Below are 24,278 nucleotides of genomic sequence, written 5' to 3' on the forward strand. Positions count from 1 at the left end.
AGCGCCCCATTTCCGGCACTTGTGAGTGTTGCGGCCGGTTCTAGTCGGCCGCAACGCTCACGAGTCTCAGCGCTCCAGGATGGCCGTGACGCCCTGGCCGCCGGCCGCGCAGATCGAGATCAGGCCGCGCCCGGAACCCTTTTCCGCCAGCAGCTTCGCCAGCGTCGCGACGATCCGGCCGCCGGTCGCGGCGAACGGGTGCGCCGCCGCCAGCGAGGAGCCGTTGACGTTGAGCTTCGTCCGGTCGATCGAGCCCAGCGGCGCGTCGAGGCCCAGCTTTTCCTTGGCGAACGCCGGGTCTTCCCACGCCTTCAACGTCGCCAGCACCTGCGACGCGAACGCCTCGTGGATTTCGTAGAAGTCGAAGTCCTGCAACGTCAGTCCGGCCTGCGCGAGCATCCGCGGCACGGCGTACGCGGGTGCCATCAGCAATCCCTCGTCACCGTGCACGTAGTCGACGGCCGCGGTCTGCGAGAACGTCAGGTACGCGAGCACCGGCAACTTGTGCGCCACCGCCCACTCCTCGGTCGCGAGCAGCACCGTCGACGCGCCGTCGGACAGCGGCGTCGAGTTGCCGGCGGTCATCGTGCCGTCAGGACCGCCGAACGCGGGCTTCAGCTTCGCGAGCTTCTCGACGCTGGAGTCCGGACGCAGGTTCTGGTCGCGCGAGAGCTTGAGGAACGGCGTGACCAGGTCGTCGAAGAACCCGCGGTCGTAGGCGGCCGCGAGGTTGCGGTGGCTCGCCGCGGCGAGTTCGTCCTGCGCCTCCCGGGTGATGTCCCAGATCTTCGCGGTCAGCGCGGCGTGCTCGCCCATCGAGAGGCCAGTGCGCGGCTCAGAGTTGCGCGGCATGTCCGGCACGATGTGGCCGGGGCGGATCTTCGCGACGAGCTTGAGCCGGTCGCCGAGGGTCTTCGCGGCGTTGAGCTGCACGAGGATCTGCCGAAGGTCGTCGTTGACGGCCAGCGGCGCGTCGCTCGTGGTGTCGACCCCGCCCGCGATCGCGGAGTCGATCTGCCCGAGCGCGATCTTGTTGCCGACGTTGATGATCGCCTGCAGCCCGGTGCCGCACGCCATCTGCACGTCGGACGCTGGGGTCTCCGGGGCCAGTGTGCTGCCGAGGACGCATTCGCGGGTGAGGTTGAAGTCGCGGGCGTGCTTGAGCACCGCGCCGGCGGCGACCTCGCCGATGACCTCGCCCTGCAGCGAGAACCGGCTGACCAGCCCGTCGATCGCGGCGGTGAGCATGTCCTGGTTCGACGCCTTCGAGTAGGGCCCGTTCGACCTGGCGAACGGGATCCGGTTGCCGCCGAGGATCGCGACCCTGCGGACTGACGGGACGTTCTTCGTGGCCATCTACTTCCTCCAACGACTAGCGACGTGATGTGCAGCCCACTGCATAGTCTAACCTACTCGCTAGTAGGTTAGACTATGGGAAGTGACGCAGCAGGCACAGGAGGGAATCTGATGGCCGACCGGTACCAGCAGTTCACCAAGACCCCGGTGGGGAAGTTCGTGGTGCCCAAGCTGGGCCTGCCGAACCCGGCCACCTTGCGGCGCTACAAGCCGGGTCAGCCCGCACTCGAGGGTCCCGCACTTCTCGGCGCGGCGCCCGGCGGACGGCTCGAGAAGACACTGAAGAGTCAGCTCGCCGACGCCGGTATCGAGGTCATCGCCACCCCTCTTGACCAGGGCAAACACGCCGCGCTGGTATTCGACGCCACCGGGATCACCGGCCCCGAGCAGCTGCGCGAGCTGCACAATTTCTTCCAGCCGGTGATCCGGAAGGTCGGTTCGAGCGGCCGGGTCGTTGTGCTCGGCACCCCGCCCGAGCTGGTCGAAGGCCGCGAGCGGATCGCCCAGCGCGCGCTCGAAGGCTTCGTCCGGTCGGTCGGCAAGGAGCTCAAGCGCGGCGCAACCGCCCAGCTCGTCTACGTCGCCGAAGGCAGTGAAGAAGCCGCCGAGTCCACGCTCCGGTTCTTGCTCTCGGCCAAGTCCGCGTTTGTCGACGCCCAGGTCATCCGGGTCGGCACCCACGGCAAGACGGCGTCGGCCCCGGCAAGGTGGGACAAGCCGCTGCAGGGCAAGGTCGCGCTGGTCACCGGCGCTTCCCGGGGCATCGGCGCCGCGATCGCCGACGTCCTGGCTCGCGATGGCGCCCACGTCGTCGCGCTGGACATCCCCGCGCAGGGGGCGGACCTGTCCAAGGTGGCGAACAAGGTCGGCGGCTCGTCGCTGCAGCTCGACATCACCGCGCCTGACGCGCCGGAGAAGCTGGCCGAGTACCTCACGACGCGTCACGGCGGCGTCGACATCGTCGTGCACAACGCCGGTATCACCCGCGACAAAACGCTCGGCAACATGACCGAGAGCGGCTGGGATTCGGTTATCTCGGTGAACCTCGCGTCGCAGCTCGCGGTCAACGACAAGCTCCTCGCGGACAAGGTGCTCAACTCCAACGGCCGGATCATCGGCGTCTCGTCGATCGCCGGGATCGCCGGCAACGTCGGCCAGACCAACTACGGCACCAGCAAGGCGGGCGTGATCGGCATGATCGACGTCGGCGCGCCGCAGCTCGCCGAGTACGGCGGCACGATCAACGCCGTCGCCCCCGGGTTCATCGAGACGCAGATGACCGCGGCGGTGCCGCTGTTCATTCGCGAGGGTGGCCGGCGGTTGTCCAGCCTCGGCCAGGGCGGCCTGCCGGTCGACGTCGCGGAGACCATCGCCTGGTACGCCAGCCCGGCGTCGGCCGCGGTCAACGGCAACGTCGTCCGCGTGTGCGGGCAAGCCCTGCTGGGAGCGTGACGTCGTGGCCGTGAAGGAACTCAGCAGCGCGCCGAGTCTGGCGACGCTGTACCCGAAGGCGCTGCTCGGCGGCCTGCTGCCCGGCGGCGGCAAGGGCGGGAAGTCGTTACCGGACACGGAGTTCGTGCGGTCCGGCGTCGTCATCGATCCCGCGCATCTGGCCGCGTACAACCAGGTCTGCGGGTTCCGGCTGACCGACGACCTGCCCGCGACGTACCCGCACATGCTGGCGTTCGGTCTGCAGATGGCGTTGATGACCGAGGCCGACTTCCCGTTCCCCGTGCTCGGCATGGTGCACGTCGCGAACCGGATCACCCAGCTGCGCCCGCTCCGCCTCGGCGAGACATTCACCGTGCGGGTCCGTGCGGAGAACCTGCGTCCGCACGAGAAGGGCACGCAGTTCGACATCGTCAGTGAACTCGTCAGCGAGCTGGTCACCGACGGCGACCCGGTGTGGATCGACGTCAGTACTTACCTGCGTCGCGGCGTCGGTTCCGAGCCGTCGGGCACGCGCGAGCAGCTGGCCGCGCCGACGCCGAACGCGCTCTGGCGGGTGCCGGCCGACATTGGCCGCCGGTACGCGGAGGTCTCCGGCGACCGCAACCCGATCCACCTGCATCCGCTGACCGCGCGGCTGTTCGGCTTCCCGTCGGCCATCGCGCACGGCATGTGGACCAAGGCCCACAGCCTCGCGGCGTTCGAGGGGCGGCTGCCGGACGCGTTCACCATCGACGTCCGCTTCAAGCAGCCTGTGTTGCTGCCGGCGAAGGCCGCCTTCACGAGCTGGCACACCGACGACGGCTGGGCGTTCGAGCTGTGGAACGCCCGCAAGCCGAAACCGCACCTCGAAGGGTCAATCCGAGGTCTCTGACGGCTTCCAGACCTGACCTTCGATGAGGTCGTTGAAGCCCAGCCAGACGAGGTTCATCAGCCAGGACGCGAGGACCCCGTCGGAGACTTCGGGGTGTTCGAGTGCCCAGTCGGCAAGCGATTCCGCCGCACCGACGAGCGCGGCGGACAACCCCTCGCCGGAGAACTCGGCCTGTTCGCCGAGACCCTTGCGCGTGCCGGCCGTGACGACCAGCGCCGCCACCAGCTCGATCGCGCGCTGGCGCATGTCGACGACTTCCGCGGCGAACGAGCCGCCGACGGTCAGCGCTTGGCGGTGCAGCACGGTCCACGACTCGCGGAACTCGCCGACGAACCGGTAGAACGAGCGGAGTCCGTGCCAGAGCTGCATGTCCGGCGGCAGGTCGGGCTGGACGCCCGCCTGGATCGCTTCGAGCAGCCGCGTGGCCTCGCGGCGGATGCACTGGCCGAAAAGGTCCTCTTTGGACCCGAGGTAGGTGTAGATCATCGGCTTGGAGACGCCCGCGACCTCGGAGATCTCGTCCATCGACGCCGAGTGGTAGCCGTAGCGGGAGAACACCTGCACCGCGGCGTCCAGGATCTGGCGCTCGCGGACCGCTCTCGGCAGCCGTCTCGCCCGTTCGGCCGGACGCTGTACTTCCTCGGACACTTGACGACCTCCCCTTCGGGAGGAAACGCTACCGGGCGTCGACGTTCACGCACCATTTCGACCCACTTGCCGCCTAACCTACTGGAGAGTAGCCTTACGGTCGAGTAGGTTCGAGGTGGGAGGGGACCATGGCCGACAGTGCCGGAGTGCAAGGTACCGATTCGAGCGCCGCTTTCGGCGGCCTCACCGGCACCGCGCTGATCGACGCGCTGGAGCGGCTCGATCCCGCCGGTGTCGAAGCGAGCACGATCGACGTCAACGAGCTCGCCGCGAGGATCAAGCTCAAGGACGTCGGCCAGGACGACTTCCGACGCCTTCTCGCCGCGCTCACCCGTGTCGCCGAAGGCGCGCCGTCGCTCGATCTGGGCAAGGTCGACCCGGTGCACTTCGCAAACTTGGTCGCCACGGCGTCGCGCGCGCAGCTCGAAGGCGTCGTCGCAGAGCCGAAGGTGCGAGAGCGGCTGCTCGGCGAGATCTTCGCCCGCATGGGCGCACACATCCGTGCGGAGCGTGCGCGGAACGTCCACGCCGTGGTGCACTGGCGGCTTTCCGGTGGCGTCGGTGAGGGCGGCTACGACCGGTACGAGACCGTCATTTCGCACGGCAGCTGCACGGTCGGTACCGAGATGCGGGAGAAGCCGCGGGTCACCATCACAGTCGGCCCTGTCGACTTCTTCAAACTGATCACCCACCAGGCCACACCGGCCGTGCTATTCGTCACCGGAAAGATCAAAATCAAAGGCGATCTGGCTTTCGCGGCTGGCCTGATCGGCTTCTTCGACCTCCCCAAGCCAGGATGACTGGGTAGACTCGTTTCCCGTGTCCCCGAAACCCCGACCGAACCCCTCAGCGCGAAGATGGCGAGAACGTTTCCGCTTCTCCCGTACCCTTGAATCGCGGAAGAACGGATCCGGTTCCGGTCACGTCATCAACGGGTTCGCCGACAAGCTCGACCTGACCAAGCTCAGCGTCGAACAGTTCGTGCAAGTGTTGGAAACCCTGCACATGCTGGGCACCGTCGGCGCCGGCGTCGAACTGAGCTCACTGTCCACCGAGATACTGGTGGACCTCGTGCAACGCGCGTCGAAGGACCAGATCAAGGCCATCGCCGACCACGCCGAACTCCGGTCGGTCTTCCTCGACGAGATATTCCGCCGAATGTCCGAGCACTTTCTCCCAGAAAAGGCCAAGTACGTCGATTTCGTCGTCTCATGGCGTTTCCTGGGCGGCACCGGCGAAGACGGTTTCGACCGCTTCCAAACCGTCATCGAGGACGGCGTCTGCGTTTCCAGCATCGACCTGGCCCGTTCCCCCGACACCACCCTCACCCTTTCCGTGGACGATTTCATCAGAATGGCCACCGGCAACGCCGCCGTCGCCGCGATGTTCGTCACCGGCAAGGTGAAGGTGAAGGGCGAGTACACCCCAGCCGTCCGCTTCTCCAGCTACTTCGACATCCCAAAACCCGGCTAACTCTAGGCTGGGCGGCAAGGGCAGTACGCCCTTGCCGCCCAGCAGCTGGTTAGTAGCGGATCACATGTACTTCGCGATCCAGCCCGCAGCGCCAAGGGAGATCAACAGCCACATCACGCCGCCCTTGATTACGATGCCGCCGGCCGCGCGGGCAGCTCCGGCAACGAAGGATTTCAAGGCGAGCTTTCGGTAGTGGGACCGATGGCGCTTCTCACCGTCAACACCCCGCGAGTGGCGATTCACGTTCTGTCCGCGGACCCCGTCGAACAGTCGCCCCAACCAGTTGGGCGTAGAACCCGCAGGCGAGTCAGAGGACGGGCGATTACCATGCATGTAGGAACTCCTTCGTGGACTGATGTCGCGTGGGGATGTTCTGAAGGGGGAAGGCCCGCCGGCGTTGGTTTGCAGCCCTGTCCGGCGGGGTCTTCCCCTGAAATGGGGTCGGTTGGATGGTGCAACCTGCATGCAGCAAGTCGTGGTACGCGGTTCAAGGCGCTCTCGCGGGGTGGTGCATTTTGGCAAACGTTCAGCCTCTCCTGACCAGCGTGGCTCTAGTCGTCTTCCTGGGTCGTACACACATCGACTTCGGTTGACGAAGCTCAGGCACACCAGTTCGTCACCGTCAGTTCACATCACCTCCCCAACCAAGACTTTGGCGCCTTCTCGCTGGTCAGCGTGCAGCAGGTACCTCACGATGCCTAGAACTTCGTCGGGAGGCCTTCTGCGGGCGCTGCGCAGGAGCAGATCCGACGCATCGGGCAACTGGGCGTCAGTGAAGAACTGCGCGGCCCCAGCTACCTCAGCGGTCGTGAGCTCACCGCCTGCCGCCCAAAGAAGACTGAACGCGTCCTGCAGTTTTCCCGCATTCAGTAAGACCAGGACGATATCGAGTCCTGGCGGCGGCATTGGCGAGTGTGGACTGTTGCGCCGGTCGAGGACGTTGGTGCTGGTCGCATCTGCGTTGCGCCGGTCCACTTCCGGATCCTCTGCCGCCGTCAGGAATTCTGACGCCGTCATGGTCGATGCGCAGTTCCGGCATAGGTAGACTTTGTTGCCAAACTTGGCTGCTTCGCGCAGCATGAGCAGGTCGGCCAGGGGCAACGGTGTATCCATTGAACCGCGGCTGAGTAAATCTTTTGTTGCTAGCTCGTGCATCAGCGTAAGGGTCTTGACCGCCGGAATCCTGCGGCCGTGCAGCCAGTGAGACAGAGACGCTTCTGAGCTGCGAAGCCGTTTGGCGTGCTCGTACAGGGGTCCTCTGTTGAACTGGTAATACACGGTTTTCACTGCTTCTGCCAGGGCTTTCTCCCTCGGTGAGATCCCTTCTGGGTATACGGCTCCCAGCTGGCCAATAGACGGCATCCCCGGTGCAACCCCTCTCTGTCGACGAAGACGGCTACGCCACCTTCGCGTGCTTCAGTGCTTTCGCACCGTGAAGCCACTGTAGAGCAACAGGGGGGCGTAGGCGGCGAAGCGGGGTCGAAAAATCTACGTGTTACTCCTGGATCGATTCAGTACCAATAATTACCGAATAAATAGGCAACAATCCCTACATTTAATGTAGTCACTACCTATAATGTAATGATTCTTCTTTGCTGGAAGGTAACGAGAGTCCGTGTTATAAAGGGGGAGGTTGCTCGTGGCGGGATGTGTGCACCCGGCGGGCGGCGCTCTCTTGATTCCGCCTGAAGCGATCGCAGGGAAGGGGACCGCATGCGTCCATCCTGGAGGGATCCCAAGCCGATGCTGGGAACCATGAAGCGTGTAGCGTTGTGGTTGCTCGCAGAGGTTGGTGAAGGACATGAATTTACAAAGGATGAACTACGGCAAGCCTTTCCAGGTGTATCGCAGATCGACAGGCGGATGCGTGACTTGCGTGATTTCGACTGGCGTATCGATACTAACCGCGAAGATCCGACTCTGGACATGAACCAGCATCGCTTTGTTAAGGCAGGTCTCCCAGTGTGGGAGAAGGGGCAGGCGATCCGGACGGGTGCGTCTGCTGCGCTGGGAGCTGCACGGCGCCGTGAGGTGATTTCGGCAGACGGCAACATGTGTCGATCTTGCGGAATCACACCTGGGCAAACCTACGCCGGCACCTACGAGACGGCGCAGCTTGACATAGCTCGCCGGGAGGTCAGGCTTCCCGGCGGGGCAACGGAGGTTCAGCTCGTTACTGAGTGCAACAGGTGCAGGGTGGGTGGCAAAGAACTTGTCGCTGACCTTGATTCGTTGCTTCGGAACATGAAGGCTCTTAGTGAGTTTGAAAGTCGAGTGCTTGCCGGCTGGGTGGTAGCGGACAAGCGCGACTTCAGTGCTGTTGAGCAGCTTTGGAGTGACTACAGGTCCCTTCCCGCGGAGGCCCGTGCTGCTGTCAGCGACAATCTTAAGCCGAGCTGAGGTAGGGGCTACAGTCCTAATCGATGCAGATCCGGGGCGGAGATCGGCATGGCGCAACAGGAGAGAATTGTGACGACGGACTATGGTAGGCCGCCGCGCGCGGCGGAGAATCAATCGTTGGTTGAAACCCGGCTTAAAGAAGCCCTGGGTGCGGACGGTGCGCGGGAGACTCTGACCGTCGATTGGCGAGGGCAGCCAGCACATTTCGATGTTATCCATCTTCCTGTCGGCAATCTTTACTACAACCCGGCAACGCACCGCGTTCGGGCACAGCGTAGTCACGATCCGGCGAAGGACACTCTCCTAGATGTGGACCCCTGGAGTCCGCAGAGCCAGGAGTACCTGGATCATCTGCTTAAAGCCTTGCCCGCGGATCCGTCAAAGCCAGATCCGGAATTTGAAGGCTTGGCGGAGAGCCTTAAGGAGTACGGACAGAGCGATCCAGGGCTGGTCACGCGTGATGGGATCATTGTCAACGGCAATACTCGCCGTGCTGCACTGCTGCAGATTTCCGGACCAGCTCAAAGTATGCGGCTCGCTGTTCTTCCTGAGTCATGTAGCTGGACCGATATTACTAATGTTGAGCTATCTCTTCAGCTGCGCCGGGATCATCGGCGGGACTACTCGTATATCAACCGGCTATTGGCTATCGATGAATTAGTCGTTCAAGGCGTTCCGCTAGGTGTAATCGCGGCTACCTTCCGCACTACAGTCGCCTCCTGCAAGCAAGACCAGTGGGTGCTTTCCTGTGTCAGGTCTATGATCGAAAGAAGTGAAGCTCAAGGGATTAAGCTCTCACTGCTTGCCTTCGAGGAGCGAAGCGAACGACTCAAAGAGTTGCATCGACGCTATATGAAGGATCTGGCGGTTGACTCAGACAAGGCTGAACTGACCAAGGAGTCACGGCTGGCTGCGATCATGCTTGACTACGCGAAGACAGACGTTCGGCTCATCGAACCAGAATTCCAGAGTCGTTATCTTGCCAAGGTGATTCCCGAGGAACTGCGTCCCCACGTTGCGGAGTCCGCCCCCGTTGCAATCCCAGGGCTGGGTCGTTCTGTTAAGGGAGCGTCGCAAGAGCTCGCCGCAGCCAAGGCGCTTACCGACTCGATCCTGAAAGCAAAAGCTGTAGCGGAATCATCGTCGTCCCTGCCTAGCGCGGTGGTGACCGACGCGTCGCAAAAATGGAATAGCCTGCGAGAAGCCATGGGGGAGGCACTTGAGCCCGCTGGTAAGGATGAGAGAATTCGAAAGCGCAAGCAGGCAGCCCCCGGGCGGCTGTTGGATGCCTGTCAGGACATCGATCAGTGCGTTACCGACTTGGTCTTATCACGTGGGACAAGAAGTTTGGATGAAGAATCGTTCGACGAAGCCGTTCTTAAACTCAAGGAGAGTCTCAGAACGCTAGCATTGGAGACCCGGCGAACCATCGCTGCGCCGGGCGACGGCGTTAACTGGCTGCTTGAAGCCCTAACCGTGAGGCCCTGAGTGTCTGCCGCGCCGGAGGCCAGTCTTACTATCGGCTTCGATGTCACTCGAACTCAGGCGCTGCTACGTGTGTCGCCAGAGTTCGAATCAGATTTCGCTCGTCTACTGGAGCGATTCCCAGGTGGAGGTCTGACGGAGTTCCTCACGGCGTCGATCCCGCTCGAGGTGTTCCTCGCTAGCTTGGACGCACTGGGAATCTGGCCTGATTCTGGTGAGGTCGTGTGGGAGGAACCCTTCCGCTCGGTCGTCGTGGACATGCTGAACGATGCCGAGAGCGTTGAGCACTTCCTTGCCGGCGCGGATGAAGGGCGCGTCAAACCAGTTGACCTGCCAGACATGTTCGGTGGGGACTGGTGTGGAGATCTAACCGCCTTTCAGCAGCGAGATATTGCACATCTTTTATCGCTGGGGCATAGTGCAAACTTCAGCGTCCCGGGTGCTGGTAAGACCAGAGTCGCACTAGCCGTGTTTTCTGCACTGCGCCAGCGTGGGCTCGTTTCTCGGTTACTTGTTGTGAGCCCAAAGTCTGCTTACGAGGCTTGGCAGTACGAGAGCGACATATGTTTCAGTAGGCCGCTCAGCGTGGGAATCGTCGAGAAGCGACTTCCCGCCTCCACTGACGTTCTGCTGGTCAACTACGAGCGGCTGCATCGCTCCCTAGCCGGGCTTGCTATCCGGCTTGAGACAGCTCCTACCATGATGATTCTTGACGAGGCACATCGGATGAAGCTTGGCTCCGCGGGGATCTATGGGGCCGCATGTATGTCGTTGGGACCGCTCAGCCCAGTGCGGATGATTCTTACTGGCACGCCGGCACCCAACGGAGCAAAGGATCTGGAGAGCCTGCTCTCTTTTGTTTGGCCGGGCCGTGGACGCCGGGTAGTCAAGCAGGCGGTGGGCGGTGGGGATCTCGCTTACGCCAGTCGTGTGCTGGAACCTCTCTACACCAGGACAACCAAGCTGGAACTAGGACTCCCACCCGTGGAGACTAGAGTCAGAAAGATCGAACTCGAAGGTTTGCACCGAGAGATCTACGATGCGATGGTTGGTCAGTTCTCGGCCAGGGCGGCAAAGAGCCGATCAGATTTCGAGGCTTTAGGGAAGGCGGTACTCCGGCTGCTGATGGCGGCGACCAGCCCGGCACTTCTCACCGAAGGTGCATCCAGGTACGAGCCCTTGTCGTTCCAAGTGCCGCCACTTGAGGTGCCGCAGGGTGATCCGCTGTATACGCTGTTGAGGAGGCTTCCGCAGTATGAGATGCCACCTAAGTACCGAGAAACTCTTGCGATTGTTGCTGAAAACGCTGCAAAGGGTCGAAAGACCCTTGTGTGGGCGAGCTTCGTGCGAAGCATTATGTCTCTGGAGGTGTTGCTGAAGGATCTCAATCCAGCCGTAGTTCACGGCGGTACCGCCGATCGCGCAGAAGAACTTCGTAGGTTTCGTGAGGACCCTCGCTGTGGAGTTCTCATATCGAATCCCGCCACCTTGGGTGAAGGCATCAGCCTTCATCAGGTTTGCCATGATGCAGTGTATGTCGACCGTGATTTCCAAGCGGGCCGTTTTCTCCAGAGCCTCGACCGGATTCATCGCCTCGGGCTTGAGCCTGGTACCGAGACTCGAGTAACTGTGCTCACTGCGATGGGAACAGTTGATGAGATCGTGGCCTTGCGTTTGAAAGAGAAGTTGGATTTCATGGGAAAGATTCTAGATGATCCGTCTGTTCAGCAGTTAGGTGACCCAGAAAATGAGCCTGCGTTCGCCGGAGGAATGGATATGGGCGACCTTAGAGCAGTACTAGGGCAAATAGGTGCGCGTTATGACGAGTAGTTCGGTGATTTTCTAGTTAGGTATTGAACTGCGAATGTTAGGATATACCTTGGCTGATGAAATTCCCGCGTACCAGCCGACGCTTCGGTTGGAGGAGCGGCCGCAGGACGCAGAGTTGGAAGCCGTTGCTGCGGCGATACTGAATCTGGATCCGAACGGCGGCCGGTTCTCTAGCGCTGTTCGACGGACCATTGACATGTTGCTCGATGGGCAGCATACAGGTCGTTTCCGTTGGGGCCAGCTATTCAAAACCGAGAAGACGCATGCCGGGACTCTGATCGAGATCAATCTCCAGCGAGAGTTTGTTTTCGGGGATGGCCTCCGTATGGACTACAAAATCGCCGGTTGTGAAGTTGATTGCAAGTTCTCGCAGAGTCGAGCTGGGTGGATGATCCCACCTGAGGCAGTAGGTGAACTGCTGTTGGTCGTGTGGGCCAGCGATGAGGAGTCATTGTGGTCTGTTGGGCTCGTCCGTGCTCTGCCTGAACTGCTGAACGCCGGCGGGAATCGGGACGCTAAGCGTACGCTTAACAATAGAGGTCGCCAGGCAGTGCGTTGGCTGTTTCGGGATGCGCCACTGCAGCAGAACATACTACTTAGGCTTCCACCCGGTGATATTAAGGCCATTTTTTCGTCCCAGTCTGGGCAGCAGCGTGTTGATGAACTGTTCATTCGGGCGCAAGGCGTCCGGATTAGTCGCGCCGTAGTCGCAACAGTGGCTATGCAGGAGGACTACATGAAGCGAGTGCGCTACAACGGTGGCTCCCGATCCCGGCTGCAGCACCGGGGCATAGTCGTCCTAGGTCACTATGCCAACCATAACCGGGTTGGTCGATCGCTGGAGTTGCCAGAACTACGGAGTGGGGAATCGATGAGCGCACGTCTGGTGAAGTGGAAGCCTGAACGTGGTGGCCGGCAGTGGGCTGAACTCGACGGCCAGCGCTGGACGCTCGCCGCGCAGGGGGACCCAGAGGAGCCTGTGCCGAAGCTCCCGGAAGTATGAGTTAGCTTATCTTCGCTCGGTTCTTGAGGAAACTTTCGTGTCGCGCGTGGTCCTTCTGGCCGGTAAATGCCTTGAAGTCTCCGAGCTTATAGAAAGTTTTCCGGCCTCGGCCTTCGATTTCAACCTCGAAGTCCTGACGGAGTAGGTTTACGCGATTTTCCAGGTCGGTCACCTCAATGTCTAGATTTGCCGATTTGATAAGGTTGGTAGCTTCGATGAAATCGCCAGCCTCGCGCAGTGCTTTGTAGATAGCATCATGGCTGACATCGTCACGTTTTTGTGCGATCTCTTCGTGCTTAAATGCGCTTATTATGGATTCGCCGATCTTGTGCGCCATTGGCGGAGGAAATGCGTTTCCTATCTGCCGGTATAGCGACGTCTTCTTGCCAGTAAATTTCCAAGGGTAATCCGATGACCACCCTTGGATCCTGGCAACCATTTTATTGGTAAGTTTTGGCCCGCAAACGTCAAGGTCGAATTTGTCGCCTCGGCCAGGAGCCTCATTCGCTACGCCGTGCGCGTCAACACCTAGAAGCTGCCATGCCTTTTTTGCTCGAGTGGGACCTAAATCGGCCCCGCCGTGCTTTTTGGATCCGCCGACGATAGTGGGCCCGATGTTGTCAGCTTTTTTTACCCAGGCCTTCAGTTGTGCCCATTTATTTTCATTCATAAGCTCTTCAAGCGCTTTGCCAACTGTTAGATATTCGTTGGACTCTTCTGGCCAAGAGAAGTATTTCGCATCCTTCTCTTCCATAGCCACGAGCACGAATCGTGGCCGGAGTTGGGGAACGCCGAAGCCTGAGGCATGCAGTAGTTTCCATTCGGCCACGTAGTTTAGTTCAGTAAGGCGGTCGAGAACATGTTGGCGGTATCCTGCGAATCGTGGCATGCTCAAGCCGCGAACGTTTTCGAGTAAAAGTGCTCGCGGCCTGATAACTTCCACTTGTTCGACGGCCCAGGCGAAAAGATCTCGCTCGTCGTTGGCGCCGAGTTGCTTTCCGGCGATGGTGAAGGGAGGGCAAGGTACTCCGCCCGCAAGTAGCGAGACCTGACGAACGTTGTTCTCTTTGTCCTCTGCGTAGTCTTCGGGCTTCCAGGTGTCACGATCGGCGACGTCACCTTCGGCAACGACTCCATTCGGGAGGTTCGCTCGCAGCGTCTCGCAGGCGTTGGCGTCGAGCTCGACTGCGAGCTTGTGGGTGAAGCCCGCCTTCTCCAGGCCGAGGGCCTGGCCGCCTGCTCCAGCGCAGATCTCAATGACCTCGAAGGTCTCACTCATGGTTGGTCCTCCGAGGGTGGCACGGTACGCGGGCTGTCGAGGGGGTATCTTTCCCCACGTCTTCCGTAAGGGTGTCGGGTGGTATGAGTGAGCTGAACCGTGAGCGACGTGACGTGGCTCATAAGCGAGGTCTGTACCCTGCTCCGGCCACGGAGGGGCGGTCTCGCAACATGCGTGCCAATCGGCGAACCGACACCAAGCCTGAGGTCACCCTCCGCAAGGCGTTGCACCGGCTGGGTTATCGATACCGCAAGGACTTGCCGCTGGTGCTCGAGGGTGGCGTCCGGGTTCGGCCAGACATCGTCTTTACCGCACGAAGGATCGCGGTGTTCGTCGATGGGTGCTTCTGGCATGTCTGTCCGCAGCATGGCCGTCAGCCCACTAGCAACGAGTGGTACTGGACGCCCAAGCTCCGTCGCAACATGGATCGCGATCAACTCGTCACGACCGCACTGAAAGAAGCAGGCTGGCAGGTCGTGCGCATCTGGGAGCACATGCCGCTGCCTGACGCGGTGACTGCGGTGACGGATGCCGTCGATCAAAGCTGAACACATGTTCGATCATATCGGCTATGGGTCAAGAACGGTACGCAGCTTGCCTCGTGTCGCGATGTTTTGCCCGGCTTGGTGAGGGCGGAGGTCACTGATGAGGTGTTCTGCTTTTGGATCTTGGTATGTAGCTCGGTCCGCGATTGGGGTACCGACGGCTCGGCTGGTGATCAGCCTTCGACGATGGTGCCTTCGATGACCGGGTGCGGGCGCTGGGACTTGTCCTCGCTGACGACCTCGCTGTCGACGACCATCACCGGTCCACGGGCGCGGTTCGCGTACATCACGGCGCGCTTTTCGGCGCGGCGGAGCCAGGACTTGCGGGCGATGGCCCGGGTGGGCGGGAGCAGCAGGAGCAGGCCCAGCAGGTCGCTCACGAAGCCGGGCACCATGATCAGCACGCCGCCGAGCGCGACGAGCATGCCGTCGGTGACCTCGGCCTGACCGTTGCGGCCGAGCCTTGCGGACTCCACGAACGCGCGCGCGGCTTTGACACCCTCTCGGCGCGCGAGCCAGGAGCCGAGCATGGCGCCCCCGATGAGCAGGGCGATTGTTCCGAGCACGCCTACCGCCGAGCCCACGGCCCAGATGGCGGCGACCTCGGCGACCACATAGAGCAAGAACGCGACAGCCATACATCCTTCAACGTACGAGCTGTCTGATTTGCTCCCGAGCCGTTCCGGGCGTCTGGCCGGAAGCTGCAAGCCGGGACCGGTCCCGGCTCCTCCTCCCTAACATCCGCGTAGGGCGGAACCCATCTGGAGGGGCTGTGCGGGATAGTTTGAAACAGGAGTTCGCCGAGATCTCCGAAGCCACAGCTCGTGAGGTGTTCACGCGCAGCGGGCTCCTGGACGAGGTCGCCCGCGAGGTGCACGGCCGCCTACCGGCCACTATCCACCAGCACGCGCAGGCGATTCTGCCCAATCTCGCCCAAATGGCGGTCAGGGCGTCCACCCCCGATCCGGCCGAAGCGCGGGCCAGGCTCTTGGAAGAGCTGCGGCTGGCGTTCGACACCGAAGCGCGGGACCTGGTCACCGGCGCCGCGAACGGGTTGCTGCCCGAGTTGGCCGCGGACGCGGTGCGGGGAGCGACCCCGGATCCGGCGAAGGTGCGCGCGGAGTTGGTCGAGACGGCCACGGCCGACCTGGCCGACCTCATCCGCAGCGGGACCGCGGACGCCCTGGTGGCCGTGGTCGAGCAGGGCACTGAGCAGGTGCGCGGCGCGGTCGCCGAGGTCATCGAACGCGAGACGAGCCGGATGATCCCCGAGTCGGTCCGGGTCGCCGTCGTCGAGGCCACGCCGGACACTGACGAGATCCGGGCGGAGCTGGTGCGCGGGGCCTCCGACACGGTGATCGAGGCGGTTCGCAAGGCAGTCGCGGACGCCGCACCGCAAGCGGTGGCGGAAGCGGTCGAGGCCGTCCGCGGTTCGCTGACCGAGGCCGTGACCACGACGGCACGTGACGTCCTCCCGAATCTTGCCCGCCGCGCGGTCGAGCGGTTCACCCCCGACGTCGCGGAACTCCGCGAGCTGGTGGCCAACCACGCGCGGGTCAGCGCGGCCAAGGCCGTCGACCGCGAAACCGACAAGGCCGTTCCCACCGTGGTGAAGGCCGCCGTCGCCGACACCGTGACGCAGATCCGCGACGCCGTTGACAGCGCGCAGCAGGAGGCTTGCGAGGCGATCGGCAAGTCCGTCAACGAGGCCGTGGACCGGAAGCTCGCCGAGTTCACCCCGAACCTCGTCATGGTGACGCTGCCGACCGGTAAGCGGGTCGAGGTCGGCACCGACTCCCACGAGGTCCTGCCCGAGTTGCTGGTGGCCCTGCACGCGCACTGCCACGTGCTGCTGGTCGGCCCGGCGGGGACCGGGAAGTCGATGCTGGCCAAACATGCCGCGCTGGCACTGGACATTCCGTTCCAGGCACTGTCTCTGGGGCCGACCACCCCGATGAGCAAGGTGTTCGGCTACTACGACGCGCACGGCAACTACCACGACACCCCGTTCCGGCAGGCCTTCGAGCACGGCGGCGTCATGCTGCTGGACGAGCTGGACAACGGCCACCCCGGGTTGCTCGCGGAGCTGAACCAGGCGCTCGCGCTGGGCACCTGCGCGTTCGCGGACGGGATGGTCGAGGCGCACGAGGACTTCCGCCTCGTCGCCACCGGCAACACCTACGGCGCCGGCGGCGACCGCCAGTACGCCGGACGGCAAACACTGGACTCGGCCACGCTCGACCGGTTCGTGGTCATCGACGTGGAGATCGACGAGAAGCTCGAGGAACGCATCGCCCTGCGGCACGCGCCTTCGTACGAAAAGGGCGTGCGCGACCTCCTCGCCAAGATTCGGGAACTTCGTAAGGCGGCCGCGGAGAAGAATCTGCCGATTCTGTTCTCGCCCAGAGCGAGCATCGACGGCGCCAAACTGCTGTCGGCCGGTGCCACGTTGAAGCAGGTGATGCAGTGGCGGGTTATTCGTGGCCTCTCCGCCGCGCACCGCAAAGCGCTCGGGCTGGACTGAACCGTGCTCCCTCTTTCCTTGCCGCCGCTGCTTTCCTGGCGGGATTTCATCGACGCGGCCACTGCGCCGCCGTCCACCGACCGCGCGGACAGCAGGGACCCCGCCGAAACAGCGTGGGCGGGCGCGTCCTGGGAAGACGCCGTCCAACTGGCCATCGACGGCTGGCCGCTGGCGCTGGAGGAGGCCGACGTGACCGTCGCGCAACTCAGGGATGCCGCCGGGCTTTCCGACAGCGTCGTCATGCTGGAACCCACTTGGGACGTCACCGGCTCCGAAGTCGACGTCGGGGCGTACCTGTCCGGTATCCCGGAATGCATGGTCGACGCGGTCCCGCGTGAGGTGTCCCGGCGGGGCAAGGTGATCACTTTCCTGGTGCCCGCCGGCTACGTCCACACCGTCGAACACCAGGTGATCATCAACCGGGGACTGGCGCTGGCCACCCTCTGCACCGCGATCATCGACGCGGGCCACAGTGTGGAGATCTGGTCCGGTTTCACCGGCTGGTTGCACCTGCCCGAGGTCGAACAACGCTTCCACGGGGTGGCCAGGGTGATCGAGGCCGGTGAACCGTTCGACATCGGCAGGCTGATCTTCGCCGTCGCCCACCCGGCCATGCTGCGGCGGCTGTGGCTCGGCGTCTGGGACGCCCAACCAGCTGAGGTCGCCACGGCGATGATGTCCCGCAATTACGGACGTGCGCCGTACGCCTGCGAGCCCACCGACCTGCCGGACGAGATCACCGAGCCCTACGTGTTCCCGTATCTGTCCTCATCGGACGAGCGCTGGAACGACCTGGCCACGGCGCTCTCCTGGTGCCTCACCACCTTCACCGAACTCGGCCTCATCCACGAATGACGGCTGCACGCTGTCCGCCGATCCGTACTGGAGAAGTACGGCTACCGCCCTGGGGTGGTCGGCGGCGTTTTGTTGGCCTTCTTCGGATGGTCGGAGCTCAAGCTGTCCGGGTGATCACGAAGCGGATCGGGCAGCCGGGCTTCAGGTGAGCCGGTGCGGACGTTCCCTCGGGGCCCCCGTGGCGTTGAACGCCACAAGGGTGGCCCCGAGGGGTCTTTACCCAGGCACCTCGTCGAGGTAGGCGGCGGCTTGGAGGGTGAACAGCGTGGCGTAGTCGCCACCCTTGACCATCAGCTCCTCGTGCGTGCCGGCCTCGGCGAGCTTGCCGTGGGCGAACAGCAGGATCTTCTCGGCCTGCCGCACGGTCGAGAACCGGTGCGAGATGTACAGCGTGGTCCGGCCGGCGGACAGCTCACGCAGCCGCGAGAACAGGTCGTTCTCGGCTTGGGCGTCCAGCGCCGACGTCGGCTCGTCGAGGATCAGGATGGGGGCGTCCCGCATGAACGCACGCGCCAGCGCGATCTTCTGCCACTCCCCGCCGGACAGGCTGACGCCCTGGTCGAACCAGCGGCCGAGTGGGCTGTCATAGCCCTTCGGCAGGCGCTCGATGCGTTCGTCGGCGCCGGCTCGGCGGGCCGAGTACTCGATATGCTCACGGTCCTCAAGCCGTCGCAGGTCACCGAGTCCGATGTTCTCCGCCGCGGTGGCCTGGTAGGTCACGTAGTCCTGGAACATCGCGCTCATCTTCAGGCGCAGCTCGTCCGGGTCGAACTCGCGGATGTCGATGCCGTCGAGCAGGATGCGGCCGTCGGTCGGGTCGTAGAGCCGGCACAGCAGCTTGAACAACGTCGACTTGCCGGCGCCGTTGCGCCCGACGACGGCGATCGTCTCGCCGGGCAGAATCTCGAAGCTCACGCCGTCGAGCGCGCGTTCGTCCGAGCCCGGGTACGCGAACGAAACGTTGTCGAACACGATGTGCCCGCGCACGATTTCGGGCAGCGGGCGCGGCTCCGGCGGAGCCTTCACTTCGGGTTCGGTGTCAAGGAACTTGTACAGGTTGTCGAGGTACAGGTTGTTCTCGTACATCCCGCTGAACGCCGTGAATAGGCCTTGGACGGACGACTGCACCGACGTCGCCGCGGCCGTGTACAGCGCCAGGTCGCCCAGCGTGAGTTTGCCGTCGACGGCCTGCAACGCGATATACAGCGCGATTCCAGAGCCGACAGCCGTGCTCAGCATCCCCCACGCCGTCGCGCTCAGGTTCCGGTTCCTGGTCAGTTTGACCTGCCGCTGGTACGAAACCTTGCCGAGCTTCCAGAACCGGTCGACGAGGTACGGGCCGAGGCCGAACAGCTTCGTTTCCTTGGCGTACGTATCGGTCGTGACCAATGAGTTCAGATAGTCCATCCGGCGTTTGATCGGCGACATCATGAACGTCAGCCAGAACGCGCGGGCGCCGTACTTCGACTGCGAGATGAACGCCGGCACCGGCGCCAGCAGCGCGACCAATGCGAGCAGCGGGCTGATCGACACGAGCAGCGCGATCATGCTGCTGAACGTGATCGCGGTCCTGACCAGGCCCAACGCCGAGGTCATCATCGACAGCGGCCGCGTCGGCGCCTCCTGGGAGGCCTGCCTCAGCAGGTCGTAGGACTCCGAGCCTTCGAAGTAGGACAGGTGCAGTTTGCTGGCGTGATCCATCACCTGGTGGCGGATCGTCAGCGTCATTTTCTCCTGCAACAGAGCCTGGCTGATGGTCGTCAACGTCGTCGCGATCGCGGTCAGCGCGAACAGGCCGAACTGGAACACCGCCACGCCGACGATTTCGGATTTCGTGCCGCGATGCTGGATCGCCGCGACTACGGCGTCGAGCAGTAGCTTCGCGGCGTAGGCGGTGACCGTCGGCAGCAGGCCCGAGACCAGCGTGACCAGAGCGATCGCGATGGTCAGCCACGGGCTCGCCTGCCACGTCAGCCGCGCGACCTTGGGCAGCCCGCGCACGGTGCCGCCAACGGATTCGCGCAGGCGCCTGAGCCGCGAGCGCAGGTCCTTGGGCTGCTGCTCGGGTTGTGGTTCAGGAATGTCGATCGGCCCGGTCAGCCCACTGTCCGGCACGCTGACCGCCCGGCGGCCACGTCGCCCGCGGCCACGCATGAATTCGAGGCCGCCTCCCCCACCCGGGATCATGCAGTCTCCAGTTCTGGTGCCACGGCACCGTTCAAGAACACGTCGACGATCTGCCGGGTCGTCGGCGCGCTTTCGTCGTCGACACGGGCGCCACCGAAGAGCAGCGAGAGAAACAGTGAGGAGACCTGCTCGGCGGGCAGCCGCAGCTTGTCCTGCTCAGGTTCGAAAAGGTCGGCCATCGCCGCGCGCATCGCGGTCATGGTGTCCCGGCGGCCGCCGCGGCCCTGCGACTTCCGCTTGGCGCGGTCCTCGGGATTGCGGTGGGCGCGGCCCGACGCGTGCATGGCGGACATGACCGAGCCCATCCGCTGGAGGTGCGCGGCGAGCGTGTCCGCGGCTTCGACGAGCCTTTCGGACAATGGCTGGTCGAGCGGGATTTCGGCGATCGCGGCGAGGGCGTCGTCCGGCTTGATCGCCTCGGCCACACAGGCGTCGAGGAGCTCGTCCTTGTCCTTGAACGCGCGGAAGATGGTGCCTTCGCCGATGCCGGCGGCGCGGGCGATCTGGTTGGTGGTGACCGCGGCGCCATGCTCGAGGACGAGCGGCAGTACGGAACGCACGATCATCGCGCGGCGGTCTTCTGGACGCATTCCCGGCGCTCTCTGCCGGGCAGGTAGGGCTTCTGTCATCCTGCGAGTATGCGGAGTGAGCACTCACTCCGTCAAACGAATATGCGCGCGACCGGACGTGAAGGCCACCTTCATTGCGCAATTCGTTGTGAAGGTGGCCTTCACGTCCCTGGTCAGAACGTAAAAGCGACTGCCGGGTCGGCCAGGAGCGCGCCGACGTCGGCGAGGAACTCCGAGCCCTGCTGGCCGTCGATGACGCGGTGGTCGAAGCTCAGCGACAGCTGCATCACCTTGCGGACCACGATGTCGCCGTTGACGACCCACGGGGTGTCGCGGATCGCGCCGACGGCCAGGATCGCCGACTCGCCGGGGTTGATGATCGGCGTGCCGGTGTCGACGCCGAACACGCCGACGTTGGTGATCGTGAACGTGCCGTTGGCCATCGCGGCCGGCGTGGTCTTGCCGGCGCGCGCGGTGTCGGTCAGCTCGCCCAGTGCGACGGCGAGCTGCGGCAGCGACATCGCGTCGGCGTCACGGATCTTCGGAACCACGAGTCCACGCGGGGTAGCCGCGGCGATTCCGAGGTGCACGTAGTCCTTGTAGACGATCTCCTGCGTCTTCTCGTCCCACACAGCGTTGACGTCCGGAGTCCGCTTCGCCGCGAGGCAGACGGCCTTCGCCGCGAACGCCAGCGGGGTCAGCTTGATCCCGGCGAACGCGCGGCTGTCCTTCAGCCGTGCGCGCAGTTCCATCATCGGCGTGACGTCGATGGTGAGGAACTCGGTGACGTGCGGAGCGGTGAACGCACTCAGCACCATCGCCTGCGCCGTCATCTTGCGGACGCCCTTGATCGGCACGCGCCGCTCGCGGGTCGACGCGTCGTAGCCCGCGGCTTCTGGTGCGACCGCAACGGCTTCGGGAGCGACCCCGGTCGCCGCCTGGTGCACGTCCTCGCGGGTGATGACGCCGCCGGCGGCCGACCCGCTCAGCGCGTGCAGGTCGACGCCGAGCTCCTTGGCGAGCTTCCGCACCGGCGGCTTCGCCAGCGGTACGTACCCGCCGTTGGTGGGAGCAGGAGCCGCCGGAGCAGGAGCCGCGGGAGCGACGGCCGCCGGAGCGGGTGTGGCCACGGGGGCCGGAGCCTCCGAGCCGCCCTTCCGCGCCCGACGAGTCGTGACGACCTTCTTCGAGCCGTAGCCGACGAGGGGCTTCATTTCCTCTTCGGCGGCGGGCTCCGCAGCGGCCACGGGAGCCGCGACCGGGGCGGGCTTCGCGACGCCGCCCGGGTCGACGTCCATGGTCAGGATCGGCGTGCCGACCTCGACGGTCTGGCCGGGGACGACGTGCAGCTCGGTGACGACGCCGGCCCACGGGATCGGCAGCTCGACCGCGGCTTTCGCCGTCTCGATCTCGACGACGATCTGGTTGACCTTCACCGTGTCGCCGGGTTTGACGTGCCACGAAAGGATGTCGGCTTCGGTCAGCCCCTCGGCCGTGTCGGAGAGGGGAAACTGTTTGTACTCAGGCATCTGCTTCCCTCACCAGGCCAGCGAACGGTCGACGGCGTGCAGCACCCGGTCGAGGTCGGGGAGGTAGTGCTCCTCGAGCTTCGCCGGCGGGTACGGCGTGTCGAATCCGGTCACGCGCAGCACGGGGGCTTCCAGCGAGTAGAAGCACTCCTGCTGCACGCGGGCGGCGATTTCGGAGGTCAGCGACGACTCCGAAGGCGCCTCGCTGACGGCGATGAGCCGGCCGGTCTTGCGGACCGACTCGAACACCGGGCCGAGGTCGAGCGGGGACAGGGTGCGCAGGTCGATCACTTCGAGCGAGATGTCGTCGCCCTCGGCGGCGGTGGCCGCGTCCAGCGCGACCTTCACCGACGGGCCGTACGCGACGACGGTGGCCGAGGTGCCCGGCCGGACGACGCGCGACTCGAACAGCGGACCCGGGGTGGCCGTGGTGTCGATTTCGGCCTTGAGGTTGCCGGAGTGGTAGAGCTTCTTCGGCTCGAAGAACAGGATCGGGTCGTCGGACTTGATGGCCTGCTGGATCATCCAGTAGGCGTCGACAGCGTTCGAGCACGAGAGGACCTTCAGGCCCGCGACGTGCGCGAACAGCGACTCCGGCGATTCCGAGTGGTGCTCGACCGCGCCGATTCCGCCGCCGAACGGAACCCGGATCACCACCGGCATCTTGATCTTGCCCTGGGTGCGGTAGTGCAGCTTCGCGAGCTGGCTGACGATCTGGTCGAAGCCGGGGAAGATGAACCCCTCGAACTGGATCTCGCACACCGGCCGGAACCCGCGCACGGCCAGGCCGACCGCGGTGCCGATGATGCCGGACTCCGACAGCGGCGTGTCGAGGACGCGCTGCTCGCCGAAGTCCTTCTGCAGGCCGTCGGTGATGCGGAAGACGCCGCCGAGCTTGCCGACGTCCTCACCCATCATGAGGACCTTCGGGTCCTCTTCCATCGCGCGGCGCAGGCCGAGGTTGATCGCCTTGCCGATGGTCAGTTTCTGGAAGTCTTCGTTAGCCATCAGTGCTCACCTACCGCGGTAAAGCCATCGAGATAAGCCAAGTATTCCTCGCGCTGCGCGTCCAGGACAGGCGACGGCTCGTCGTAGACGTTCGCGAAGATCCGCTCCGGCAGCGGGTCCGGCATGTTGAAGCAGTACTCGCGCAGCTCTTCGGCGAAGGCGTCGGCCTCGGCCTGGATCTGGTCGAAGAAGTCGTGGTCGGCGCCGCCGTTGCGGGCGAGGTAGGCCCGGACGCGCTCGATCGGGTCCTTCAGCTTCCACTCCTCCAGCTCGTCGGAGAGCCGGTAGCGGGTGGGGTCGTCGGTGGTGGTGTGGGCGTCCATCCGGTAGGTGAACGCCTCGATCAGCACTGGACCGTTGCCGTGGCGGCACTCCTCCAGCGCCCAGCGGGTGACCGCGAGGCAGGCGAGGACGTCGTTGCCGTCGACGCGGATTCCGGGGAAACCGTAACCGCGGGCGCGCTGGTAGAGCGGCAGGCGCGACTGGCGCTCGGTAGGCTCGGAGATCGCCCACTGGTTGTTCTGGCAGAAGAAGACCAGCGGCGCGTCGTAGACCGCGGCCCAGACGAAGCCTTCGTGGACGTCGCCCTGGCTCGTTGCGCCGTCACCGAAGTAGGTGATCGTCGCTTCGCCGTCGTCGTCGCCGACCTTGCCTTCGAACTTCTGACCCATCGCGTAACCGGCGGCGTTGAGCACCTGGTTGCCGATGACGATCGTGTACGGGTGGAAGCCGTGGGCCTTGAAGTCCCAGCCCGCGTGGTCGGAGCACCGGAAGATGCCGAGGACCTCCTTGAGGTCCACGCCCCGGGTGTACGCGACGCCGTGCTCGCGGTAGCTGGGGAAGGCCATGTCGGTCGGGCGCATCGCACGGCCGGAGCCGATCTGCGCGGCTTCCTGGCCGAGCAGCGGCACCCAGATGCCCAGCTGGCCCTGGCGCTGCATGGCGTTGGCTTCGCGGTCCGCGCGGCGGACCAGCACCATGTCGCGGTAGAGCCCGCGCAGTGCTTCGAAGTCGACGTCGTCGACGTACTTGTCGAACTGCGGCGACGCCACTCGTTCGCCTTCGGGGGTGAGCAGCTGTGTGAGCTCAGCCCCGCCTTCGCTGGTTGCTCGCAAACCGGCGATCACCTGTTCCGGGGTCGGTTGCGCCGCAATCGCGGCCGGGCCGTCGCCTGGTTCCGGGTGCGTCCACTGTTCGGGGGACGACATGCGCTTGTCTCCTTGATGTCGGTGCCGCGCGGCCGCTTGTGGCGGCCACAGCGACT

22 protein-coding genes are annotated in these 24,278 nt (G+C 64.2%); 11 read left to right on the forward strand and 11 right to left on the reverse strand.

The annotated features are described in order from the left end of the window. Window positions 1-66 precede the first annotated feature (66 nt). Complete coding sequence (locus JWQ81_RS27205; RefSeq protein ID WP_297545876.1) at window positions 67-1,356, reverse strand: acetyl-CoA C-acetyltransferase; 1,290 nt, start codon at window positions 1,354-1,356, stop codon at window positions 67-69. Window positions 1,357-1,467: 111 nt separating this feature from the next. Here JWQ81_RS27205 and JWQ81_RS27210 point away from each other — a divergent pair, with 111 nt between their 5' ends. Further along, window positions 1,468-2,808 (forward strand): 3-oxoacyl-ACP reductase, encoded by a 1,341-nt coding sequence (locus JWQ81_RS27210; protein WP_297545878.1) that lies wholly within the window; start codon window positions 1,468-1,470, stop codon window positions 2,806-2,808. Between the two features lie 4 nt (window positions 2,809-2,812). Continuing rightward, complete coding sequence (locus JWQ81_RS27215) at window positions 2,813-3,679, forward strand: MaoC/PaaZ C-terminal domain-containing protein (protein WP_297545880.1); 867 nt, start codon at window positions 2,813-2,815, stop codon at window positions 3,677-3,679. On the opposite strand, the gene JWQ81_RS27220 is transcribed toward JWQ81_RS27215, so the two are convergent. Further along, window positions 3,662-4,327: a TetR/AcrR family transcriptional regulator gene (locus JWQ81_RS27220; protein WP_297545882.1), complete on the reverse strand. Its 666-nt coding sequence runs from the start codon at window positions 4,325-4,327 to the stop codon at window positions 3,662-3,664. The genes JWQ81_RS27215 and JWQ81_RS27220 overlap by 18 nt on opposite strands. Before the next feature lie 128 nt (window positions 4,328-4,455). Between JWQ81_RS27220 and JWQ81_RS27225 the strand changes: the two genes are divergently transcribed. Further along, window positions 4,456-5,127 (forward strand): SCP2 sterol-binding domain-containing protein, encoded by a 672-nt coding sequence (locus JWQ81_RS27225; RefSeq protein ID WP_297545884.1) that lies wholly within the window; start codon window positions 4,456-4,458, stop codon window positions 5,125-5,127. 127 nt (window positions 5,128-5,254) lie between these two features. After that, a complete protein-coding gene (locus JWQ81_RS27230) occupies window positions 5,255-5,800 on the forward strand; it encodes an SCP2 sterol-binding domain-containing protein (protein WP_297545946.1) in 546 nt (181 codons plus the stop codon). A gap of 60 nt (window positions 5,801-5,860) precedes the next feature. Here JWQ81_RS27230 and JWQ81_RS27235 read toward each other — a convergent pair whose 3' ends face one another. Both JWQ81_RS27235 and JWQ81_RS27240 read right to left on the reverse strand, forming a co-directional pair. Then, on the reverse strand, window positions 5,861-6,079 hold the full coding sequence (locus JWQ81_RS27235; RefSeq protein ID WP_297545900.1) for a hypothetical protein: 219 nt from the start codon (window positions 6,077-6,079) through the stop codon (window positions 5,861-5,863). A 348-nt stretch (window positions 6,080-6,427) separates the two neighbouring features. Beyond that, window positions 6,428-7,078, reverse strand: coding sequence for a hypothetical protein (locus JWQ81_RS27240; protein ID WP_297545902.1), 651 nt, complete (start codon window positions 7,076-7,078; stop codon window positions 6,428-6,430). Window positions 7,079-7,555: 477 nt separating this feature from the next. On the opposite strand from JWQ81_RS27240, the gene JWQ81_RS27245 reads away from it, so the two are divergent. The 4 genes from JWQ81_RS27245 (at window position 7,556) to JWQ81_RS27260 (ending at window position 12,518) form a co-directional block, all read left to right on the forward strand. Next, the gene (locus tag JWQ81_RS27245; RefSeq protein ID WP_297545904.1) at window positions 7,556-8,200 is read left to right on the forward strand and encodes a hypothetical protein; all 645 of its coding nucleotides are present in this window, start codon (window positions 7,556-7,558) and stop codon (window positions 8,198-8,200) included. A gap of 48 nt (window positions 8,201-8,248) precedes the next feature. After that, window positions 8,249-9,688, forward strand: a complete 1,440-nt coding sequence (locus tag JWQ81_RS27250; protein ID WP_297545906.1) for a transcriptional regulator — start codon at window positions 8,249-8,251, stop codon at window positions 9,686-9,688. A gap of 255 nt (window positions 9,689-9,943) precedes the next feature. Next, entirely contained in the window at window positions 9,944-11,515 is a 1,572-nt protein-coding gene (locus JWQ81_RS27255; protein ID WP_297545947.1) for a DEAD/DEAH box helicase, read from the forward strand. Between the two features lie 49 nt (window positions 11,516-11,564). Beyond that, window positions 11,565-12,518 (forward strand): NaeI family type II restriction endonuclease, encoded by a 954-nt coding sequence (locus JWQ81_RS27260; protein WP_297545908.1) that lies wholly within the window; start codon window positions 11,565-11,567, stop codon window positions 12,516-12,518. A 1-nt stretch (window position 12,519) separates the two neighbouring features. Here JWQ81_RS27260 and dcm read toward each other — a convergent pair whose 3' ends face one another. Then, a complete protein-coding gene (dcm, locus tag JWQ81_RS27265; protein WP_297545910.1) occupies window positions 12,520-13,797 on the reverse strand; it encodes a DNA cytosine methyltransferase in 1,278 nt (425 codons plus the stop codon). A gap of 83 nt (window positions 13,798-13,880) precedes the next feature. Between dcm and JWQ81_RS27270 the strand changes: the two genes are divergently transcribed. Further along, on the forward strand, window positions 13,881-14,345 hold the full coding sequence (locus JWQ81_RS27270; RefSeq protein WP_297545912.1) for a very short patch repair endonuclease: 465 nt from the start codon (window positions 13,881-13,883) through the stop codon (window positions 14,343-14,345). A gap of 170 nt (window positions 14,346-14,515) precedes the next feature. On the opposite strand, the gene JWQ81_RS27275 is transcribed toward JWQ81_RS27270, so the two are convergent. Next, entirely contained in the window at window positions 14,516-14,980 is a 465-nt protein-coding gene (locus JWQ81_RS27275) for an FxsA family protein (RefSeq protein ID WP_297545914.1), read from the reverse strand. Window positions 14,981-15,114: 134 nt separating this feature from the next. On the opposite strand from JWQ81_RS27275, the gene JWQ81_RS27280 reads away from it, so the two are divergent. Then, window positions 15,115-16,866: an AAA family ATPase gene (locus tag JWQ81_RS27280; RefSeq protein ID WP_297545916.1), complete on the forward strand. Its 1,752-nt coding sequence runs from the start codon at window positions 15,115-15,117 to the stop codon at window positions 16,864-16,866. A gap of 3 nt (window positions 16,867-16,869) precedes the next feature. Continuing rightward, window positions 16,870-17,721 carry a hypothetical protein gene (locus tag JWQ81_RS27285; RefSeq protein WP_297545917.1) on the forward strand — a complete coding sequence of 284 codons (852 nt, stop codon included), beginning with the start codon at window positions 16,870-16,872 and terminating at the stop codon, window positions 17,719-17,721. A 216-nt stretch (window positions 17,722-17,937) separates the two neighbouring features. On the opposite strand, the gene JWQ81_RS27290 is transcribed toward JWQ81_RS27285, so the two are convergent. The 5 genes from JWQ81_RS27290 to pdhA form a co-directional block, all read right to left on the reverse strand. Further along, window positions 17,938-19,875 (reverse strand): ABC transporter ATP-binding protein, encoded by a 1,938-nt coding sequence (locus JWQ81_RS27290; RefSeq protein WP_297545949.1) that lies wholly within the window; start codon window positions 19,873-19,875, stop codon window positions 17,938-17,940. 29 nt (window positions 19,876-19,904) lie between these two features. Continuing rightward, entirely contained in the window at window positions 19,905-20,498 is a 594-nt protein-coding gene (locus JWQ81_RS27295) for a TetR/AcrR family transcriptional regulator (protein WP_297545918.1), read from the reverse strand. A gap of 152 nt (window positions 20,499-20,650) precedes the next feature. Then, on the reverse strand, window positions 20,651-22,006 hold the full coding sequence (locus JWQ81_RS27300) for a dihydrolipoamide acetyltransferase family protein (protein WP_297545919.1): 1,356 nt from the start codon (window positions 22,004-22,006) through the stop codon (window positions 20,651-20,653). A 9-nt stretch (window positions 22,007-22,015) separates the two neighbouring features. Next, window positions 22,016-23,014, reverse strand: a complete 999-nt coding sequence (locus JWQ81_RS27305) for an alpha-ketoacid dehydrogenase subunit beta (RefSeq protein WP_297545920.1) — start codon at window positions 23,012-23,014, stop codon at window positions 22,016-22,018. Next, window positions 23,014-24,222, reverse strand: coding sequence for a pyruvate dehydrogenase (acetyl-transferring) E1 component subunit alpha (gene pdhA / locus JWQ81_RS27310; protein ID WP_297545921.1), 1,209 nt, complete (start codon window positions 24,220-24,222; stop codon window positions 23,014-23,016). Before pdhA ends, JWQ81_RS27305 begins: the two co-directional genes overlap by 1 nt. Window positions 24,223-24,278: the final 56 nt, after the last annotated feature.

The sequence above is a fragment of the Amycolatopsis sp. genome, assembly GCF_025464955.1.
Classification (GTDB): Bacteria; Actinomycetota; Actinomycetes; order Mycobacteriales; family Pseudonocardiaceae; genus Amycolatopsis.

Bases quoted from the DNA above. Each gene is read 5' to 3' on its own strand.
- JWQ81_RS27205 (WP_297545876.1), bottom strand. From the start codon at position 1,356: ATGGCCACGAAGAACGTCCCGTCAGTCCGCAGGGTCGCGATCCTCGGC.
- JWQ81_RS27210 (WP_297545878.1), top strand. From the start codon at position 1,468: ATGGCCGACCGGTACCAGCAGTTCACCAAGACCCCGGTGGGGAAGTTC.
- JWQ81_RS27225 (WP_297545884.1), top strand. From the start codon at position 4,456: ATGGCCGACAGTGCCGGAGTGCAAGGTACCGATTCGAGCGCCGCTTTC.
- JWQ81_RS27245 (WP_297545904.1), top strand. From the start codon at position 7,556: ATGAAGCGTGTAGCGTTGTGGTTGCTCGCAGAGGTTGGTGAAGGACAT.
- JWQ81_RS27250 (WP_297545906.1), top strand. From the start codon at position 8,249: ATGGCGCAACAGGAGAGAATTGTGACGACGGACTATGGTAGGCCGCCG.
- JWQ81_RS27255 (WP_297545947.1), top strand. From the start codon at position 9,944: ATGCTGAACGATGCCGAGAGCGTTGAGCACTTCCTTGCCGGCGCGGAT.
- dcm (WP_297545910.1), bottom strand. From the start codon at position 13,797: ATGAGTGAGACCTTCGAGGTCATTGAGATCTGCGCTGGAGCAGGCGGC.
- JWQ81_RS27270 (WP_297545912.1), top strand. From the start codon at position 13,881: ATGAGTGAGCTGAACCGTGAGCGACGTGACGTGGCTCATAAGCGAGGT.
- JWQ81_RS27275 (WP_297545914.1), bottom strand. From the start codon at position 14,980: ATGGCTGTCGCGTTCTTGCTCTATGTGGTCGCCGAGGTCGCCGCCATC.
- JWQ81_RS27290 (WP_297545949.1), bottom strand. From the start codon at position 19,875: ATGCGTGGCCGCGGGCGACGTGGCCGCCGGGCGGTCAGCGTGCCGGAC.
- JWQ81_RS27295 (WP_297545918.1), bottom strand. From the start codon at position 20,498: ATGCGTCCAGAAGACCGCCGCGCGATGATCGTGCGTTCCGTACTGCCG.
- JWQ81_RS27300 (WP_297545919.1), bottom strand. From the start codon at position 22,006: ATGCCTGAGTACAAACAGTTTCCCCTCTCCGACACGGCCGAGGGGCTG.
- JWQ81_RS27305 (WP_297545920.1), bottom strand. From the start codon at position 23,014: ATGGCTAACGAAGACTTCCAGAAACTGACCATCGGCAAGGCGATCAAC.
- pdhA (WP_297545921.1), bottom strand. From the start codon at position 24,222: ATGTCGTCCCCCGAACAGTGGACGCACCCGGAACCAGGCGACGGCCCG.